16 protein-coding genes are annotated in these 18,356 nt (G+C 38.8%); 7 read left to right on the top strand and 9 right to left on the bottom strand.

Features of this window, described 5'->3' with window-relative positions:
• Window position 1: 1 nt before the first annotated feature.
• A complete protein-coding gene (locus tag A6A20_RS11275) occupies window positions 2-1,384 on the top strand; it encodes a rhodanese-like domain-containing protein (RefSeq protein WP_279573516.1) in 1,383 nt (460 codons plus the stop codon).
• A 254-nt stretch (window positions 1,385-1,638) separates the two neighbouring features.
• On the opposite strand, the gene A6A20_RS11270 is transcribed toward A6A20_RS11275, so the two are convergent.
• The 6 genes from A6A20_RS11270 to A6A20_RS11245 form a co-directional block, all read right to left on the bottom strand.
• On the bottom strand, window positions 1,639-2,976 hold the full coding sequence (locus tag A6A20_RS11270) for a replication-associated recombination protein A (RefSeq protein WP_279573515.1): 1,338 nt from the start codon (window positions 2,974-2,976) through the stop codon (window positions 1,639-1,641).
• 12 nt (window positions 2,977-2,988) lie between these two features.
• The gene (lolA, locus tag A6A20_RS11265) at window positions 2,989-3,606 is read right to left on the bottom strand and encodes an outer membrane lipoprotein periplasmic chaperone LolA (protein WP_279573514.1); all 618 of its coding nucleotides are present in this window, start codon (window positions 3,604-3,606) and stop codon (window positions 2,989-2,991) included.
• A 35-nt stretch (window positions 3,607-3,641) separates the two neighbouring features.
• The gene (locus A6A20_RS11260; protein ID WP_279573513.1) at window positions 3,642-6,317 is read right to left on the bottom strand and encodes a DNA translocase FtsK; all 2,676 of its coding nucleotides are present in this window, start codon (window positions 6,315-6,317) and stop codon (window positions 3,642-3,644) included.
• Between the two features lie 7 nt (window positions 6,318-6,324).
• Window positions 6,325-6,804 carry a leucine-responsive transcriptional regulator Lrp gene (gene lrp, locus A6A20_RS11255; RefSeq protein ID WP_279573512.1) on the bottom strand — a complete coding sequence of 160 codons (480 nt, stop codon included), beginning with the start codon at window positions 6,802-6,804 and terminating at the stop codon, window positions 6,325-6,327.
• 113 nt (window positions 6,805-6,917) lie between these two features.
• A complete protein-coding gene (gene radA / locus A6A20_RS11250; RefSeq protein ID WP_279573511.1) occupies window positions 6,918-8,297 on the bottom strand; it encodes a DNA repair protein RadA in 1,380 nt (459 codons plus the stop codon).
• Between the two features lie 3 nt (window positions 8,298-8,300).
• On the bottom strand, window positions 8,301-9,386 hold the full coding sequence (locus tag A6A20_RS11245) for a CYTH domain-containing protein (protein ID WP_279573510.1): 1,086 nt from the start codon (window positions 9,384-9,386) through the stop codon (window positions 8,301-8,303).
• 311 nt (window positions 9,387-9,697) lie between these two features.
• Between A6A20_RS11245 and A6A20_RS11240 the strand changes: the two genes are divergently transcribed.
• The 5 genes from A6A20_RS11240 (at window position 9,698) to A6A20_RS11220 (ending at window position 14,341) form a co-directional block, all read left to right on the top strand.
• Window positions 9,698-10,378: a TIGR00153 family protein gene (locus A6A20_RS11240; RefSeq protein ID WP_279573509.1), complete on the top strand. Its 681-nt coding sequence runs from the start codon at window positions 9,698-9,700 to the stop codon at window positions 10,376-10,378.
• A gap of 28 nt (window positions 10,379-10,406) precedes the next feature.
• Window positions 10,407-11,669: an inorganic phosphate transporter gene (locus A6A20_RS11235; RefSeq protein WP_279573508.1), complete on the top strand. Its 1,263-nt coding sequence runs from the start codon at window positions 10,407-10,409 to the stop codon at window positions 11,667-11,669.
• 160 nt (window positions 11,670-11,829) lie between these two features.
• Window positions 11,830-12,444, top strand: coding sequence for a TIGR04211 family SH3 domain-containing protein (locus A6A20_RS11230; protein ID WP_279573507.1), 615 nt, complete (start codon window positions 11,830-11,832; stop codon window positions 12,442-12,444).
• A gap of 1 nt (window position 12,445) precedes the next feature.
• A complete protein-coding gene (locus A6A20_RS11225; protein WP_279573506.1) occupies window positions 12,446-13,708 on the top strand; it encodes a multifunctional CCA addition/repair protein in 1,263 nt (420 codons plus the stop codon).
• Between the two features lie 39 nt (window positions 13,709-13,747).
• The gene (locus tag A6A20_RS11220; protein ID WP_279573505.1) at window positions 13,748-14,341 is read left to right on the top strand and encodes a chalcone isomerase family protein; all 594 of its coding nucleotides are present in this window, start codon (window positions 13,748-13,750) and stop codon (window positions 14,339-14,341) included.
• A gap of 9 nt (window positions 14,342-14,350) precedes the next feature.
• Here A6A20_RS11220 and A6A20_RS11215 read toward each other — a convergent pair whose 3' ends face one another.
• The gene (locus A6A20_RS11215) at window positions 14,351-14,743 is read right to left on the bottom strand and encodes a YbaN family protein (RefSeq protein ID WP_279573504.1); all 393 of its coding nucleotides are present in this window, start codon (window positions 14,741-14,743) and stop codon (window positions 14,351-14,353) included.
• Between the two features lie 112 nt (window positions 14,744-14,855).
• Here A6A20_RS11215 and tilS point away from each other — a divergent pair, with 112 nt between their 5' ends.
• Window positions 14,856-16,154: a tRNA lysidine(34) synthetase TilS gene (gene tilS / locus A6A20_RS11210; RefSeq protein WP_279573503.1), complete on the top strand. Its 1,299-nt coding sequence runs from the start codon at window positions 14,856-14,858 to the stop codon at window positions 16,152-16,154.
• Between the two features lie 42 nt (window positions 16,155-16,196).
• On the opposite strand, the gene A6A20_RS11205 is transcribed toward tilS, so the two are convergent.
• Both A6A20_RS11205 and rpsA read right to left on the bottom strand, forming a co-directional pair.
• Window positions 16,197-16,475 (bottom strand): integration host factor subunit beta, encoded by a 279-nt coding sequence (locus A6A20_RS11205; RefSeq protein WP_279573502.1) that lies wholly within the window; start codon window positions 16,473-16,475, stop codon window positions 16,197-16,199.
• Window positions 16,476-16,690: 215 nt separating this feature from the next.
• Window positions 16,691-18,337, bottom strand: coding sequence for a 30S ribosomal protein S1 (gene rpsA, locus A6A20_RS11200; protein ID WP_132691581.1), 1,647 nt, complete (start codon window positions 18,335-18,337; stop codon window positions 16,691-16,693).
• Window positions 18,338-18,356 lie beyond the last annotated feature (19 nt).

Below are 18,356 nucleotides of genomic sequence, written 5' to 3'. Positions count from 1 at the left end.
AATGAATTACAATACCAATATTACGAGTCTCGCTTTAATATGCTTTCTCTCCGCCTGTGGGGAACAAAAAGCCACAGAAATCAGCCTAGAGGAATTACTACAAAAACAAAATAACCCTCAATATGTTATCGTTGATACTAGAGGGGATAGCCATTATAACGGGTTTAAAAGCCCACAAGCCGCAAGAGGTGGACATTTACCAAATGCAATACAATTTAGTGCCGATTGGTTAGAAGCCATAGATCCAAGCTATTTTGAACAATTTGCCGCCGATAAAGGATTAAGCAAAGATAAAACCTTGATATTTTATGATCATAATTTGGATAATTTAGAAAAAGTTAGTGCGGAATTTATCGCTAAAGGCTATCAAGTCCGCTTATTTAAAGACTTCATTGCTTACAGCAATAATGATCAATTACCTTTGCAATCCTTTGCTAATTATCCTCTACTGGTTTCAGCTCAATGGCTCAGACAAGCACTTGATGGACAACGTCCAGAAACCGATCAAGGTAAACCCATTATGGTTTTTCATGTTTCTTGGGGTGATGTTGAACAAGCACAAGGCTATAAACAACATATTCCTAACGCTTATCATTTCAATACAGATTGGATTGAAAATGGCCCTGTCTGGAATTTATCCGCTCCTGAAGTTATTGAGCAAAATCTTATAAAAAACGGAATTAGTAAAGATAAAACGATTGTGCTTTATTCAGAAAATCCGTTGGCTGCCTTTAGGGTATTTTGGGCATTACGCTGGGCAGGTGTTGAGGATGTGAGAATACTCAATGGTGGAATGAATGCTTGGATCAATAACGAATACCCTATTGATCTCCAAGTCAATACGCCTACCCCTGTTACCAGTTTTGGGATCAGTATCCCTGCTAATCCTCAATTCAATATTGAAACTGCTCAGCAGGCTTACCAACAACAGCAACATCAAGGGCTAAAATTAGTGAGTATTCGCTCATGGGATGAATATTTAGGCAAAGTCAGTGGTTATGATTATATTCCACAAGCAGGAGAGCCTGAAGGAGCGATTTGGGGCTATGCTGGCACTGATGCCTCCAATGTGGCAGATTATTATGATCCTGATGGTTCTCTACGCAATCCATACGAAATTTTTGCCCTATGGGAAAAGCAAGGCATTAAACAAGGGGATAAGTTAGCCTTTTACTGTGGCACTGGTTGGCGAGCTGGCGTGCCTTGGTTTATCACTCAATTAGCAGGTTGGGATAATACCCTTATTTATGATGGTGGCTGGAATGCGTGGCAAATGGATAGCCGTTTACCTGTGAGCAAACAATCCAATAGCCATTTACAAAAACCTAATGCACATAATGCGTTTGGTATGACGGTAAGAACTGGGTTATCTTGTAAAAGTTAATCCTAGTGCGGTCAGTTTTTGGATTATTTTTCACTTTTATGTCTCTAACGTTACTAATGCTTTCTCCCCTTTTTACAAAGGGGAATACTTACTTTCTTTAATATAGTCGTTTCAATTTAAAATAAGACAAGAAAATGGAATAACTATAAACCACCAACAGCGAAACAGTTAGCAATATCGGAAAAATAGCAATGAAAAAATAAGCTGAAAACTGACCGCACTTCGGATAAAATCCCTTCCCTTTTTACAATAAATTACTTGCCTTGTTGCTCCGCTAACAAATCCAACTGTTTTAACCACGCCAGTTTTTCTTTTATTTTTGCCTCCATACCTCGTTCGGTGGGGAAATAAAATGTTGTGCCTTTTAATGGTTCTGGGAAATAATTTTCCCCAGCCGCGTAGGCATTGGGTTCATTATGGGCGTAGCGGTATGCTTTACCGTAATCTAAGGATTTCATTAGATTCGTAGGGGCATTGCGTAAATGTAAGGGAACATCAAAATCAGGGCTTTCGCTAGCAAGCTGTTTAGCCGCTTTAAAAGCCGTATAGATTGCATTACTTTTCGGAGCAACGGCAAGATAGACAATGGCTTGTGCTATGGCTCGTTCCCCTTCATATGCTCCCACTCGGGTAAAACAATCCCAAGCGGCAATGGCTACTTGCATTGCTCGGGGATCAGCATTACCAATATCTTCCGATGCTATGGCTAATAAACGGCGAGCCACATAGAGAGGATCGCCACCTGCGGTAATAATTCTCGCATACCAATAAAGCGCCGCATCTGGGGCTGAACCTCTTACTGATTTGTGCAAGGCAGAAATTAAATCATAAAAGCGATCACCACCTTTATCAAAGCGTGCTTGCCGTTCGCCTAATACTTCGCTCAATAAAGTGCGGTCTAATTTCTTGCCATTTTTCCCCTGCTCAGCCATATCGTTCATTAATTCTAAGCAATTTAAGGCTAAACGAGCATCGCCGTTCACATAATCTGCGAGCAAAGCTAGCAAGCCGTCCTCAATGTCAAAATGCGTTTGCCCTAGCCCCTTATCAGAATCATGCAGGGCTTGTGTTAGTACTTGTTCAATCTCTTGATTGGTTAGCGCTTTTAGCACATAAACTCTGGCACGAGATAGCAAGGCATTATTTAATTCAAAGGAGGGGTTTTCGGTGGTTGCTCCAATAAAAATAATCGTACCGTCTTCAATATGGGGTAAAAAAGCGTCTTGTTGGCTTTTATTAAAACGATGCACTTCATCAACAAACAACAAGGTTCGTAAGCCTGTTAATTTATTATGTTGAGCTTGTTCAATGGCTTCACGAATTTCTTTAACTCCACTGGTTACCGCCGATAAACGCACCACTTGAGCATTCATTCGTTGAGCGATAATTTCTGCTAAGGTGGTTTTTCCTGTACCCGGCGGGCCCCATAAAATCATAGAATGGCTTACCCCAGCTTCAATGGCTTTGCGTAATGGTTTGCCCTTGGCTAATAAATGTTGCTGCCCTACATAATTTTCCAAAGTTGTGGGACGCATACGTGCCGCTAAGGGCAAAAATTCATTATCACTAAAATCTAAACTGAGGTTAGCCATTTTTAGATACCATTATTTTTTGCGCTGATCGTCAAATTCTACCCCTTTAGGCGGACTAAATTGAAAAAGTTTATCCGCTAAAGGTTGATTACTAATATTACGCAAGGTATATAAATTACTTTGTCCGTCTTGCTCAATGGTGCTGAAATTGCGTAATACACCATTACTATCAATACGAATACTAAATTGTTTTAATGGGCTATTAATTGCTTTAGGCGTTAAGACAAAAGTATCCACTTGTTGCTCCACCGCATAAGCAGCCCAATGATTTTTATCATTACTGGTAAGTAAGACAAAAGGGGTATTATTTACCACATCTGTTACCCAATTTGCGGTAACTTGCTCCACAAAGGGATCATAAAACCAGAGGGTTTTGCCGTCAGAAATCATTTCTGTTTGTTGTGGCGAGGTGCTTTCCATACGGAATAAATTAGGACGTTTAAGTTGTAATTTACCGCTGCCCTGTTGCACATTTTTACCCTCTGGTGAGGAAACCGTTTGTTGATAATCCGCAGTGAGGTTTTGCACTAAGTTTAGGCGTTTCTGAAGCTCACCACTGGCATCTGCCCAAGCCACACCATTGATAAACAAGATAAAAAGTGCGGTCATTTTTACCATTATTTTTTTCATCTATCTTCCTTTTTTGATAATTAATAATATATTGATTAATAATCGCTGTTGCGAGCCAATACTTCCCGTTTTCCATTTTGCATAGCTGATACAATGCCCTGTTCTTCAAGCTGATCCATAATACGAGCAGCACGATTAAAGCCCACACGAAAACGGCGTTGAATTGATGAGGTTGAGGTTGTACCTGTACTTACCACAAATTCCACCACTTCATCAAATAAGCCGTCAAGCTCATCATCAATAGGCATACGGCTATTGTCTTCGTCCTCTGCACTATTTTCTAAAATGGCGTCAATATAATGAGGTTTCGCCCTTGCTCGCCAATCATCAGCTACGCGGCGAACCTCTTCATCACTCATAAAAGCACCATGTACACGCACTAAATCCGTTGTGCCATTACCGAGATATAGCATATCACCTCGCCCTAATAATGCTTCAGCCCCATTTTGATCCAAAATAGTGCGTGAGTCATTACGTTGCACCACCGTAAAAGCAATACGGCTAGGGATATTAGATTTTATCAAGCCTGTAATCACATCAACTGACGGGCGTTGTGTCGCTAAAATCACATGGATTCCTACCGCACGTGCTTTTTGGGTTAATCGGGCAATTAATTCCTCAATTTGTTTGCCTGCCACCATCATTAAATCAGCAAATTCATCAACGATAACCACAATATAGCTCATTTTTTCTAATGCTGGCGGCATAGTATCCATACTATCGCCCGGTTTCCACAACGGATCAGGAATCGGTAAATTCATGGCCGCCGCTTGATCAATCTTTTCGTTGTAGCCTTCAATATTGCGTACATAAAGTTTTGATAATAATTGATAACGGCGTTCCATTTCCTCAACACACCAACGCAAGGCATTTGCTGCCTTATTCATATCTGTTACCACTGGCGTGAGTAAGTGAGGAATATCGTTGTAAATGGATAATTCCACTACTTTAGGATCAATCATAATAAATTTGACGCTTTCAGGTTTTACCTTAAACAATAAGCTTAATATCATTGTATTAATCCCAACGGATTTTCCTGACCCCGTTGAACCCGCCACCAATAAATGCGGTGTTTTGGCTAAATCAATCACAATCGGCTTACCACTAATGTCCTTACCCAATGCCATTGGCAACAAGAAATTAGATTGCAAAAATTCCTTAGAGTTCAACACATCTCGCAGCCACACCACTTGTCGCCGTTGATTAGGCACTTCAATGCCAATATAGGGCTTGCCGGGGATAACTTCTGCCACACGAATAGAGGTAAAACTCAAGGCACGAGCTAAATCACGATCTATACTCGTTACCTTAGCGGCTTTTACACCGGGTTGTAAGGCTAATTCATAGCGGGTTACCACTGGTCCAACTAACACGCCCTCCACACTGGCTTTAACACCAAAATCTTGTAATTTTTGGCTAATATGTTGTGCTGTTTGTAGGGTTTCCTCTCGCGTAACTTGATTTTCTTGTACAGTATGACGCTCCAATAAATCCAAGCTCGGCATAGGTGTAGTCGGTTTTGCCATATTGGTTTGCGTAGGCTGTAATAAAGGGTGAATTAAACTACCTTCATAAGGTTTATAGACAGGTGATTCATGCTTATCGGTTGCTTCTTCAACATGGGATAAAGACACCTCTGGCTCGCCATGGGGTTGTTGTTTCTCAACATTTGGCTTGCTTGCCATTAATGGGCTATTTTCTTGCTCAAGCTCAATATCTTTAGGTGCTTTATCCACTTGAACTAAACTCACTTTTGGCATTTCAGGTAAATCCAAAGTGGAATTAGACGGCTCAAAAGAAGCATTTAATGGCAATGGCGGTTCTTGATAGCTCTCCGCAATGCTCACTTTAGGTAATTCACTTTCTTGTTCAGTGTTAAAATGAAAATCAATGCTTTCTCGCTGTGTTTCCGCAAGGGTTTGAGCGAAAAATGGTGTTGCCTCCTGAGAGATTGAGCGATGCTCTTCATTCTCAATATGTTGCCCAGTAAGAGATTCTGATATGGTAGGCGTTAAACCTGTGATATTCGGTTTCACTAAACTCGCCACATCAACCATTTTATTTTCAGTTTGCTTAACACTTGGTTCAGCAGTAATAGGTGGGGTGTTACCACTTGTTTTTTGTGTAGGTATTTGTTCATCATTATTACCCGTCAACCAACGGTAAAACTTGAGCAATATACTTACTAATACTGTGCCAGAACAACAAATAAAGCCAATAATGGTGGCACAAACAGCTAATAACACCACCCCAAAATCACCGATATAAGGAGCAAGCTCAACGTTTAACCAACTGGCTAATGCCCCACCAGATAAATAATCATTTGAATTTGGCAAGGCAAATTTTGCCAATAGGCTAAGCCCCAATAAAAATAACACAAAGCTAATTAATGTAATAAATACGGTTAATTTTGATAACGCTTTGGCTTTTTTACTGCACAAAATATAAACAGGCACCATAAAGCATAAAAATGGCAATAAATTTCCCACATAGCCAAACAAGGTAAAAAATAAATCAATTAACCAAGCACCCAATGCCCCTGCTTTATTGATACTCTCTTGTTGATAGCTGGACACTGACCAAGCATTATCAAGAGGGCTATAACTTGACCAAGCTACAATAAGATATAAGCCAAATAAAGCCAAAAACAAAAATACTAACTCTGCCAAATATTGCTTTGGGGTAAAACCTATTTTCATGCGTTCAATCATCTTATCGTTATTTTAATTGTAAAAAATTCGTCTGTTTCACTTCTTCCATGACTACATAAGTACGAGTATCATTAACACCGGGTAAACGTAGCAAGGTTGTGCCTAATAATTTACGATAGGCTGCCATATCCGCCACTCTTGTTTTAAGTAAATAATCAAAATCCCCTGAGACTAAATGACATTCTTGAATTTCGTCAAGCTGTTGTACTGCCGCATTAAATTCTTCAAAAACATCAGGTTTGCCCCGTACTAAAGTAATTTCCACAATCACCAATAATGGCGAATCCAATAGCTCTGGGTTTAATAAGGCACGATAGCCCATAATAACCCCTTGTTTTTCTAAACGTTTTACTCGCTCTAAACAAGGCGTTGGCGATAAGCCCACTTTTTTAGACAAATCAATATTTGAAATTTTACCATTGCGTTGTAGTTCATTTAAAATTTTTATATCAATGTGATCCAGTGCTTTAACTAATTTCTTATCCATACTCCTGTCCTATTTTATACACATACTTCATCATTACTGACTTCATTTGACAAACTTGCTTATTCTACACTATTTTTCCTTGCTATTAACCTTATTATTCCCCACAATCCTCATCAATCAAATTGTTCCAATATTGCTAAAGCATCTACCAATTTTTTTACGGTAAAAACTTGCATATTTTTGACCGCACTTTTCGGTTTATTAGCAAAAGGTACGATAGCACGTTTAAAACCATGTTTCGCTGCTTCATAAATGCGTTCTTGCCCACTAGGCACAGGACGAATTTCGCCCGCCAACCCCACTTCACCAAAAACCACTAAATCTTGCGGTAAAGGGTTGTTACGAAAACTGGAAATCAAGGCGAGTAACAAAGCAAGATCCGCACTGGTTTCACTCACCTTAACACCGCCCACCACATTAACGAACACATCTTGATCGGACATTTGCAAACCACCATGCCGATGTAACACTGCTAATAATAAGGCTAAGCGATTTTGCTCTAATCCCACAGCAACTCGGCGAGGGTTAGCTAACATTGAATGATCCACCAAGGCTTGAATTTCCACCAAAAGAGGGCGAGTTCCTTCCCATAACACCATTACCGAACTCCCTGAGGTTTGCTCATCGCCTCGGCTAAGAAAAATGGCTGAAGGGTTTTTCACTTCACGTAAACCTTGTTCCGTCATGGCAAATACTCCAAGTTCATTTACCGCCCCAAAACGATTTTTATGGCTACGCAAGGTACGATAGCGAGAATCCGTTTCTCCCTCTAACAATAAGGAGCAATCAATCACGTGTTCCAAAACCTTTGGACCAGCCAAGGTACCGTCTTTAGTAACATGCCCCACCATCACAATCGCCACCTGACGGGTTTTCGCATAACGGGTTAAAAATGATGCACATTCTCGCACCTGTGCTACACTTCCGGGCGAAGACTGAATATCCGCAAGGTGCATAACTTGAATTGAATCAATCACAATGAGTTGAGGTTTAAGCTGATCCGCCAAATGGCAAATTTGCTCCACTGAGGTTTCCGATAACATTTGTAACTGATCCGTAGGCAAACCTAAACGGTTGGCACGCATCGCTACTTGTTGCAAAGATTCTTCCCCTGTAACATAAAGTGTGGTCATTTTTTGCGATAATTGACACATCACTTGCAACAATAAGGTGGATTTGCCCGCCCCCGGGTGCCCACCAATTAAAATCGCCGATCCCGGTACAATGCCGCCCCCTAATACTCGATCTAATTCATTAAAACCACTGCCAAATCTTGGCGTTTCTTGTAAGCTAATCTCAGCTAAGGTCTGAATTTTCGCTTGAGTTTCCCCCGCATAGCCACTAAAACGATCGCCCTTTGCCGACTTGGCTGGGGCTAAACGCACTTCAGTAATGGTATTCCAAGATTTACAAGCGGAACATTGCCCTTGCCAACGCGGATAATCTGCCCCACATTCATTGCACACATAAGCGGTTTTTGCTGCTTTCGCCATGATTTACTCCTGAGTTAGCCATAATAAATTGATTAATCTTGGCACATAACTGCCTAAATGCAACAATTCAATTAACGCCTGCATTGCTTGTTGATTATTTTGCTTTTCACTATGTTGGCGAATAATTTGTTTTATCCCTTGATAGAGATAATCATTCGTTTCAATAAGCTCTTGAATAATATCTTCATCTATTGGCACAATGGATTGCCTTTGTTCAAGGGTTTGTCCCAATAATTTAGCGTTATCTTGATAATAATGATAAAGATTGAAAAACGCTCCAACTCGCTCTACAGTATGAATAAAGGTATCCGCAAAATAATCAGCACCTAATCCCACCGTTTCTTCAATTAACTGCTGTTCATATTGTAAAAGTGCGGTCAAAATTTGACGAGAATTTTGCTGTTGTACATGAGTCAAAAAATGACACCATTTCGCCACCCAATCCTGTGGGGATAATTCAGTAATTTTTGCTAATTGATAGCCTCGCTCCGCTTTACTGCAAGAACTTAAACGAATACCGTCAGTTAAGGTTAAATTTTTAATAAAGCGGAATAAATCAGCAAGATTACCTTGAGTTAATTCAAATTCTACTTCGCAAATTGGCATTTTAGCCTTTTCACTCACAATAATCTCCCCTCGATCTAACGCCACTTCCACTTCACTATTATTGGCTAAATCAATTTGCCAGCTCTGACGACAAAAATCGGTACGAAAAATTGGTATTAATTGTTGTTCTAATTGGTATAAATCCTTGTCTGCCAATTCGTCAATGGGATTATCGGCAAAATGCTCAGCAAATTGCTGCAATGTTGGCGATGAAGAAAATAAAGGCATATTATATTCTGGGCGAATATGTAACCCTGCTTGCACTTGTCCTTTGGTTTTTAAGGTCAAGACAAAATGTTCATTTTCGCCTCGTACACGCAAGCCCATTTGATGTTTGGCAAAGAAATGTTCAGCGGTATCATAATAACAATTTGTCAAAAAACGTTCTTTTTGCTCTAAAAGATGAAAATCACTGATTTGCTGGCTCAAAAAATCAGCAAAAGCCGAGTTTACTGTCAATTTTAATTCAATTTCTTTATTCATCATAAAACCTTATTAAATCAAATAGTTAGCAATAATTTTTAGTCAAAAACTTATTTTGTTCACCAATAAAAACAAAGTTTTTCACTGAAAAATCGTGAATTTCAATGCTATATCTTGTAATATTCGCATAAATTTTACTGGTTAGCATAAATTTTTATGCTTATTGTAACAGTATAGTGGTTTCAATTTAAAATAAGACGACACGCCGAAGACAGTACAAAGAGTACAGTGAGGCGTGCCAATGTGTATTATTTTAAAGTGGGACGATTATAATGACCATAGAAATGATTAATTTATCGGAGTAACCTGATATGGCGATGAATAATATTTTGGGATTGTTTGCTCATTCCCCATTAAAACCTTTACAAAAGCACTCCGCAAAGGTAACGGATAGCTGTGCGTTATTAGTGCCTTTTTTTGAAAAAACCTTTGCGGATCAATGGGAAGAAGCAGAAGAATTACGCGTGAAAATTTCTGAATTGGAACGCCGAGCGGACACATTAAAACGTGAAATCCGTCTAAAACTGCCAAGAGGTTTATTCCTGCCTATTGATCGTACCGATTTACTTGAATTAGTCACTCAGCAAGATAAATTGGCGAACTATGCTAAAGATATTGCCGGGCGTGTTATTGGGCGTCAATTAGCAATCCCTACCCTTATTCAAAAGGATTTTCTTCACTTTTTACAACGCAGTATTGATGCTGCACAACAAGCTCATAAAGTGATTGATGAAATGGATCAACTGCTTGAAACGGGCTTTCGTGGACGTGAATTGACGTTAGTTAATAATATGATCAATGAATTAGATGCCATTGAAGACGATACTGATCGTATGCAAATTAAATTAAGACGTGAATTAATGAAAATTGAAACAGAATATAACCCTATTGATATGATGTTTTTATACAAAATTATTGAATGGGTCGGTGTACTTGCGGACCAAGCTCAACGTGTTGGCTCACGCATTGAACTAATGATTGCTCGCTCGTAATAATGTTTATATTAAATAGGAAAAGACAATGGAAATTATCAACCAGTATGGCTCCTTATTTATTATTTTAACCGCAATTTTTGGCTTATTAATGGCATTTGGTATTGGTGCTAATGATGTCTCCAACGCCATGGGTACCTCAGTAGGTTCAGGAACGATTACCGCTAAACAAGCCATTCTTATCGCAATGGTTTTTGAATTTGCTGGGGCTTATCTTGCCGGTGGCGAAGTTACCGAAACCATTAAAAGTGGAATTATTGATCCAACCCAATTTGCCGATACACCAGATACCCTCGTGTTAGGTATGATGTCAGCCTTATTAGCCGCCGGTGTTTGGTTATTTATTGCTTCTAGAATGGGCTGGCCTGTATCTACCACTCATTCCATTATTGGAGCAATTATTGGTTTTGCCTTAGTTACTGTGGGTTCACAAGCGGTAGAATGGGGCGAAATTCGCAATATTGTAGGCAGTTGGTTTATTACCCCTGTGGTAGCGGGTATTGTTTCTTATAGTATTTTTATCAGCACGCAAAAACTGATCTTTGATACGGAAGAACCCCTGAAAAATGCCAAACGTTTTGGGCCTTATTATATGGGGTTAACCGCCTTTATCCTCTGTATTGTTACCTTAACCAAAGGATTAAAACACGTTGGTTTACACCTTACCTTAACAGAAACCTTTTTTATTTCCCTCTCTATTGCAATTCTTGCCATTATTGCTTGCCACTTTTATTTACGCAGCGAATCCTTCAAAAATCGTATTCAAGGAGGAACATTCGGTGGGGTTGAAAAAGTCTTTAGTATTTTAATGTTAATGACCGCTTGTTCTATGGCATTTGCCCATGGTTCTAATGACGTTGCCAATGCTATTGGCCCCTTATCAGCAGTAGTATCCATTATTGAACATAACGGCGAAATCGTCGCCAAATCTCAATTAGTGTGGTGGATTTTACCGCTAGGAGCATTTGGCATTGTGCTAGGTATGGCGGTTATGGGCTATCGTGTTATGGGAACCATTGGTACAGGAATTACCGATTTAACCCCAAGTCGTGGTTTCTCCGCTGAATTTGCTTGTGCCATTACCGTAGTCATTGCTTCTGGTACAGGCTTACCTATTTCCACTACGCAAACCCTAGTAGGTGCAGTATTAGGGGTGGGCTTTGCCCGCGGTATCGCCGCACTAAATTTAAATGTGATCCGTAATATTGTGGCTTCTTGGGTAGTTACTCTACCAGCAGGTGCTATTGGTGCAATTATTATTTACTCTATTTTAAACGCGATTTTCCGTTAATTCCACAAGAGAGTACTATGATTAATATAGTCGTTTCAATTTAAAATGAGACAAGGCGGTATGCCGAAGACAGTACAAGTAGTACGGCGAGGCGTACCAACGCTGTATCATTTTAAAGTGGAACGACTATAGCACTCTCTCAAACATATTTAAGGATATTATGAAAACTATCACAAAAATCTTTCTTCCTATTATCTTATGCCTAGCTTTTGCTCAACAAGTAATTGCTGAAACACGCTATGTGAGCGAAAACTTAAATACCTTTCTACGTCGTGGTGCAGGTGATCAATACCGTATTGCAGGTGCAATCCAAGCTGGCGAAAAAGTTACCGTATTAAACCAAAAAGATAAATATAGTTTGATTCGTGATAGCCGTAATCGTGAGGCTTGGATTCTCACTAGCGAACTTAGCGATAGCCCAAGTAGTCGTGAAGAAAATCCACAATTAAAACGCCAAATCCAAGAGTTAACCTTAAAACTCAATAAATTAGATGAAGACTGGCAACAGCGTACCGCCGAAATGCAACGCCGTACCAAACAAGCCGAGCAACAAAGTAGCGAATTATTAGAACGCAATTCACAGCTTAATCGTGAACTTGAAATAACACGCAATAAAAACCGTGATTTAGAAGCGATGCTTGATGCGGGCAAACGGGAAATCGCTATCCAATGGTTTATTTATGGTGGTTCTGTACTCGGCGTTGGGCTTATTCTAGGATTAATTATCCCATTTATTTTACCAAAACGCCGTCGCCGTCGTGATGGTTGGGCATAAAATGCAAATTTATTTAGTCGGCGGAGCGATCAGAGATCAGCTCCTTTGTTTACCCATTAAAGATAAAGATTGGGTGGTAGTAGGGGCAAGCCCTGAACAATTATTAAAACAGGGATTTCAACCTGTGGGCAAAGACTTCCCTGTTTTTCTTCACCCCCAAACCAAGCAAGAATATGCCCTCGCTCGTACCGAACGCAAAGCAGGACAAGGTTATACTGGCTTTATCTGCGACAGCAATCCCAATGTGAGCCTAGAGCAAGACCTTTTACGGCGTGATCTCACGATTAATGCTATTGCCCAAGATCAACAAGGCAATTTCTACGATCCTTATGGCGGAATTCAAGATTTAAAACAAGGCATATTACGCCATATTTCCTCCGCATTTAGCGAAGATCCGTTAAGAGTATTAAGGGTAGCACGCTTTGCCGCACGTTTTCATTATTTAGGGTTTAAAATCGCAGAAGAAACCTTAGCCTTAATGCAACAAATTAACCAAGCAGGTGAATTAACCACACTTTCAGCGGAACGTGTATGGCTAGAAACCGAAAAGGCATTAAATGAAAATAACCCTGAGGTTTATTTCCAAGTATTACAACAAGTTGGCGCATTAACTGTCCTTTTTCCAGAATTAGACAAATTAAATGGTGTACCTAATCCCGCCAAACACCACCCAGAAATTGATAGTTTTATTCATAGCCTAATGGTTTTACAACAAGCCACTGCACTTAGCCAACATTCCCCCCATAAAAGTGCGGTTCGTTTTGCAGCAATTTGTCATGATTTAGGCAAAGGTTTAACTCCAAAATCTCTTTATCCTCATCATTATGGACACGAACAAAAAGGGCTTATTCCCCTTGCTAATCTTTGTCAACGGCTAAAAGTCCCAAATGAATTTTACCAATTAGCACAAATCTGTTGCCAATATCATAGCCATATCCATCGTGCCTATGAACTTCGCCCTGAAACCCTTATCCGACTATTTAATCATATTGATGTATGGCGTAAACCTGATCGGCTACAAAATTTACTATTAGTTTGTCAAGCAGACAGCCAAGGTCGTCTAGGTTTTGAACAACGCCCTTATCCACAAAAAGACTATATACAGCAAGCCTATCAATTAGCTCGCCAAGTTGATGTGCAACAAATTATTGCCGAAGGCTATCAAAAACAAGGCATTAAAAATGAACTAGATAAAAGACGCACCCAAGTAGTGAGGGAGTATAAAAATAGGGTTAAAAATCCCCTACACCAATCCTCAATTTAGCATTATAATGGCAAAATTAATGACTTTAATACATAGACTATGAAATTAAAATCCCTTTTATTCCTATTCTGTTATGGCTTACCTAGCTTACTTTTCGCCCAATGGAAAATGGTAGGCAAAGCCGATTATACTTGGGGGCCTTTTCATGTCTATACCATTGCACTTTATACTGAAACAGGGGAATATCAAGCAGGTATTCGCCCTTTAATGCTAACCATCAAATTTAATAAACCCGTAGAGGGAAAAAGTTTTGCCATAACCCTAATGAAAGAAATGAATTCCCTCAATATTGAAGGATTTGATAAACATAAAGTATTAGAAGATTTACAAGCCATTTTTCCTGACTTACAACCCAATGATCAACTTAGTTATATTGCTATGGAGAATGAAGGCTATTTTGTATTAAATGATACAGTGCTTAACCATAATTTTGATGCGGCATTTAGTGATGCCGTTATTGCTATTTGGCTAGCGGAAAATAGCAATTTTTCACGTTTACAGAAAGCCTTATTAGGCGACAATAATAAAAATAAAACGGAAAAATTGCCAACAGATAATCCCAATATTGCCCCTAAAAAACAAGAAAATATTGATCCTAAACTTGATTCAGAAACCATAATCCCGCTTAGCTAAATTATAATATTACTGGAGATTAGGATTATTTTCCCTTTCTGTCGCAGGTAAGGTTTTAATCCAAAAAAAGAAAAACCAATATTGAATAACCAATAAAATAATAATACTCATTCGTCCATAAATATTAGACATAAAATAAAAGGAAAGTCCCATCATAGAAGTAGAAAGGCACAAAATAGCAATCTTGGATTTCAGAGTTAATGCACGTTGTTGATGAAAGGTTTTTAAATGCTTATGATAAATTTGCGTTTGCATAAACCAATTTGATAGACGTTCTGAACTTTTGGTAAAAAAGAATAGCGTACATAATAAAAAAGGCGTAGTCGGCAATAACGGGAGAAAAATGCCAATAATACCCAATGCTAAACAAAGAAAACCTAATAAAATATAAAGAATTCGCATAAACAACACTTAATGAATGAAAACAAAAATGGTTTTCAAGTATATCGGATTTTGTTAATTTTTACATGATAAATATTATTGAATTTAACTATCAACATCATCACAATAATATATGATTGAACAACAATTTATTGAGCAACTACAACAATATTATCGCCCACCACAAGCCTTTTTAATCGCTTTTAGTGGTGGCTTAGACTCCACTGCCTTACTCAGTTTATGCAAAAAACTTCGCGAAAAACAACCGCACTTTTCCTTGCGTGCAATCCATATTCATCATAATTTAAGCCCCCATGCAGATCAATGGTTAGCACATTGTCAACAGCTTTGCTATCAATGGCAAATTCCTTTTATTAGTGAAAAAGTACAGGTGCAATCAAAACAAGGTATTGAAGCTGGTGCAAGGGAAGCGCGTTATCAAGCCATCAAAAAACACCGTTTTAGCCATGAAATCTTAGTTACCGCCCACCATCAACAAGATCAAACCGAAAGTTTTTTATTGGCGTTAAAACGTGGTAGTGGTATTCAAGGTCTAGGAGCAATGCAAATACAAAGCCAATTATTTGATATGCCTATTTTTCGCCCGCTATTAAACTTTTCCCGTTGGCAATTACAAGATTATGTACAACAACAAGGCATCTGTTGGATCAATGATGAAAGTAACCAAGATAACCAATATGATCGAAACTTTTTACGCAATCAAGTGTTGCCCATTTTACGCCAACGCTGGCAACATTTTGACCAAGCAGTACAACGTTCGGCACAGCATTGTTACCAACAGCAACAATTAATCAATGAGTTGTTAGCAAACGAGTTCGCTCAAATCTATAATCCAACGGAAAAAACGCTATATACAGCGAAATTTCCACAATATTCACCTTTAAAACAAGCGGCACTACTTCGTTTATGGTTACAACAGCATCAGCTTGCCATGCCTTCAAGCCAACAACTGGCACATATCCTCGCCGAAGTAGTTTTTGCCAAAATGGATAAAAATCCTGAATTTCGTTTAGGACAAGTGATCCTACGCCGTTACCAACAACGACTATTTATTACCCCGCCTTATCAAGATTTGAGCCAAGTAAAGCTTGAACTCCGTATTGATACCCCTCTTTCTTTACCCGATCAATTAGGTATATTAACCTTACAAAAAAAAGGTAAAAAACTTACCGCACTTTGGCAAACAGAAAACAAAAACTACCACAGTGAATTTTATGCACAAGGCGATCAATTTGAAGTAACATTCGGTTATTCAGGCAAAATAAAACTTGACGCAAAACGCCCAAATCAAGATATTAAAAAAGTTTGGCAACAACTCAACGTTCCCGTTTGGCAACGTTCACGAATCCCACTTATTTCTGAGCAACAACAATTAAAAAGTGCGGTAGGTTTTTTTGTTGTTTTAGAGTAAAAAATATGGTTGTGTTAAGTTGAAATAAGATAAAGCGATAAATTAATAATCAACACGCTCTCTCAATTCTTTTCCAGCTTTAAAATGAGGAACATATTTAGATTCTAATTTAACTTGTTCACCTGTTTTTGGGTTTCTACCAATGCGAGGTTGACGGAAATGCAATGAAAAACTACCGAACCCACGAATTTCAATACGATTTCCTTTTTCTAATGCCAACGCCATTTGATCAACGATTTCTTTTACTGATGCTTCCACATCTTTCATATTGATCTCTGGATTTTTATCAATTAAATTTGCAATAAGTTCTGATTTAGTCATAACGATTCCCTATTATGTTTTAGGCCATGGACAAATAGCCATTTAGATTAACTACGCTTTTCATCAATTTAGCTAAATTCTTCAAATAATACAAGGATACCAACGCTGTATTATTTTAAAGAGAAACGATGATAAAAACATAATTAAACCAAAAAACTATAAATCTCATCATAAATAAATATGGTGAGAAAATTCTCACCATATTTTGCTAAAAATTATTCGCCTTTCGCTGCTTTAAAGGCTTCAGCCATTGCATTTGGAATAGCAACATCTTCTTGCTTATTCACATTAGCAACTGCTGCAGCTTCTTCCGCTTGGTCTTTAGCACGAACAGATAAGTGAACGATTCTTGCTTTACGATCAAGACCAGTATATTTCGCTTCAACTTCATCGCCAGCGTTCACTTCGCTAGTTAAATCAGCTGCACGAATATAACCTTCTACGCCACCTTCTAATTCAACTTTCGCACCTTTAGCATCCGCTTCAACAACTTTCGCTGTTAATACCGCACCTTTTTTGTTAGCAGCAACAAAGTTATTGAATGGATCCTCTTCAAGCTGTTTGATACCTAAAGAAATACGCTCTTTCACTGCATCAACTTGTAACACAACAGCGGCAACTTCATCGCCTTTTTTGTAGTTACGAACTGCTTCTTCGCCTGGTACATTCCAAGAAATATCCGATAAATGTACTAGACCATCAATACCACCTTCTAAGCCGATAAAGATACCAAAATCAGTGATTGATTTGATTTTACCTTCAACTTTATCGCCTTTATTGTGGGTTTCAGCAAATTGTTGCCATGGGTTTGGTTTGCATTGTTTTAAACCTAAAGAAATACGACGACGTTCTTCATCGATTTCTAATACCATGACTTCAACTTCATCGCCTAAGCTAACCACTTTAGATGGATGAATATTTTTGTTTGTCCAATCCATTTCAGACACGTGAACTAAACCTTCAACACCGTCTAAAATTTCTACGAAACAACCATAGTCAGTTAAGTTAGTTACTTTACCCGTTAATTTGCTACCAACTGGGTGATTTTCTGCAATCGCAATCCAAGGATCTTGACCTAATTGTTTTAAGCCTAAAGAAACACGAGTACGATCTTTGTCAAATTTTAATACTTTAACGGTAATTTCATCACCAACATTAACGATTTCACTTGGGTGTTTAACACGTTTCCAAGCCATATCTGTGATATGTAATAAACCATCAACGCCACCTAAATCAACGAAAGCACCGTAATCAGTTAAGTTTTTCACTGTACCTTTAACTTCTGCACCTTCCGCTAGGCTCGCTAATACTTCTTCACGATCTTGGCTATTTTCAGACTCGATCACTGCACGACGAGAAACAACCACATTGTTACGTTTTTGATCAAGTTTGATGACTTTGAATTCTAATTCTTTACCTTCTAAATGTAAGGTATCACGCACTGGGCGAGTATCTACTAATGAACCCGGTAAGAATGCACGCACACCGTTTAGCTCAACTGTGAAACCACCTTTCACTTTACCGTTGATTAAACCGACAACAGTAGCCTGTTCTTCGTATGCTTTTTCTAATTCAATCCAAGACTCGTGGCGTACCGCTTTTTCACGAGAAAGTTTGGTTTCACCGAAACCATCTTCTACTGCGTCTAAAGCAACATTTACCACATCGCCCACTTGAACTTCTAATTCACCTTGAGCATTTAAAAACTCTTCCACAGGAATTGCGGATTCAGATTTTAAACCTGCGTCAACAAGCACAAAGCCTTTTTGAATAGCAACAACAGTACCGCTAACGATTGAACCTTGACGAGTTTCAAGTTCTTTTAATGATTCTTCAAATAGTTGAGCAAAAGATTCTGACATAATTAATCTTCTAAATTTA

This window comes from Volucribacter amazonae, assembly GCF_029783845.1.
GTDB classification, from domain to species: Bacteria; Pseudomonadota; Gammaproteobacteria; order Enterobacterales; family Pasteurellaceae; genus Volucribacter; species Volucribacter amazonae.
Note: the sequence above shows the minus strand (reverse complement) of the source record. Positions and strands in the feature narration are given on the sequence as shown.

Coding starts and splice junctions, on each gene's coding strand:
- A6A20_RS11275 (WP_279573516.1), top strand. CDS start 2: ATGAATTACAATACCAATATTACGAGTCTCGCTTTAATATGCTTTCTC.
- A6A20_RS11270 (WP_279573515.1), bottom strand. CDS start 2,976: ATGGCTAACCTCAGTTTAGATTTTAGTGATAATGAATTTTTGCCCTTA.
- lolA (WP_279573514.1), bottom strand. CDS start 3,606: ATGAAAAAAATAATGGTAAAAATGACCGCACTTTTTATCTTGTTTATC.
- A6A20_RS11260 (WP_279573513.1), bottom strand. CDS start 6,317: ATGATTGAACGCATGAAAATAGGTTTTACCCCAAAGCAATATTTGGCA.
- lrp (WP_279573512.1), bottom strand. CDS start 6,804: ATGGATAAGAAATTAGTTAAAGCACTGGATCACATTGATATAAAAATT.
- radA (WP_279573511.1), bottom strand. CDS start 8,297: ATGGCGAAAGCAGCAAAAACCGCTTATGTGTGCAATGAATGTGGGGCA.
- A6A20_RS11245 (WP_279573510.1), bottom strand. CDS start 9,386: ATGAATAAAGAAATTGAATTAAAATTGACAGTAAACTCGGCTTTTGCT.
- A6A20_RS11240 (WP_279573509.1), top strand. CDS start 9,698: ATGGCGATGAATAATATTTTGGGATTGTTTGCTCATTCCCCATTAAAA.
- A6A20_RS11235 (WP_279573508.1), top strand. CDS start 10,407: ATGGAAATTATCAACCAGTATGGCTCCTTATTTATTATTTTAACCGCA.
- A6A20_RS11230 (WP_279573507.1), top strand. CDS start 11,830: ATGAAAACTATCACAAAAATCTTTCTTCCTATTATCTTATGCCTAGCT.
- A6A20_RS11225 (WP_279573506.1), top strand. CDS start 12,446: ATGCAAATTTATTTAGTCGGCGGAGCGATCAGAGATCAGCTCCTTTGT.
- A6A20_RS11220 (WP_279573505.1), top strand. CDS start 13,748: ATGAAATTAAAATCCCTTTTATTCCTATTCTGTTATGGCTTACCTAGC.
- A6A20_RS11215 (WP_279573504.1), bottom strand. CDS start 14,743: ATGCGAATTCTTTATATTTTATTAGGTTTTCTTTGTTTAGCATTGGGT.
- tilS (WP_279573503.1), top strand. CDS start 14,856: ATGATTGAACAACAATTTATTGAGCAACTACAACAATATTATCGCCCA.
- A6A20_RS11205 (WP_279573502.1), bottom strand. CDS start 16,475: ATGACTAAATCAGAACTTATTGCAAATTTAATTGATAAAAATCCAGAG.
- rpsA (WP_132691581.1), bottom strand. CDS start 18,337: ATGTCAGAATCTTTTGCTCAACTATTTGAAGAATCATTAAAAGAACTT.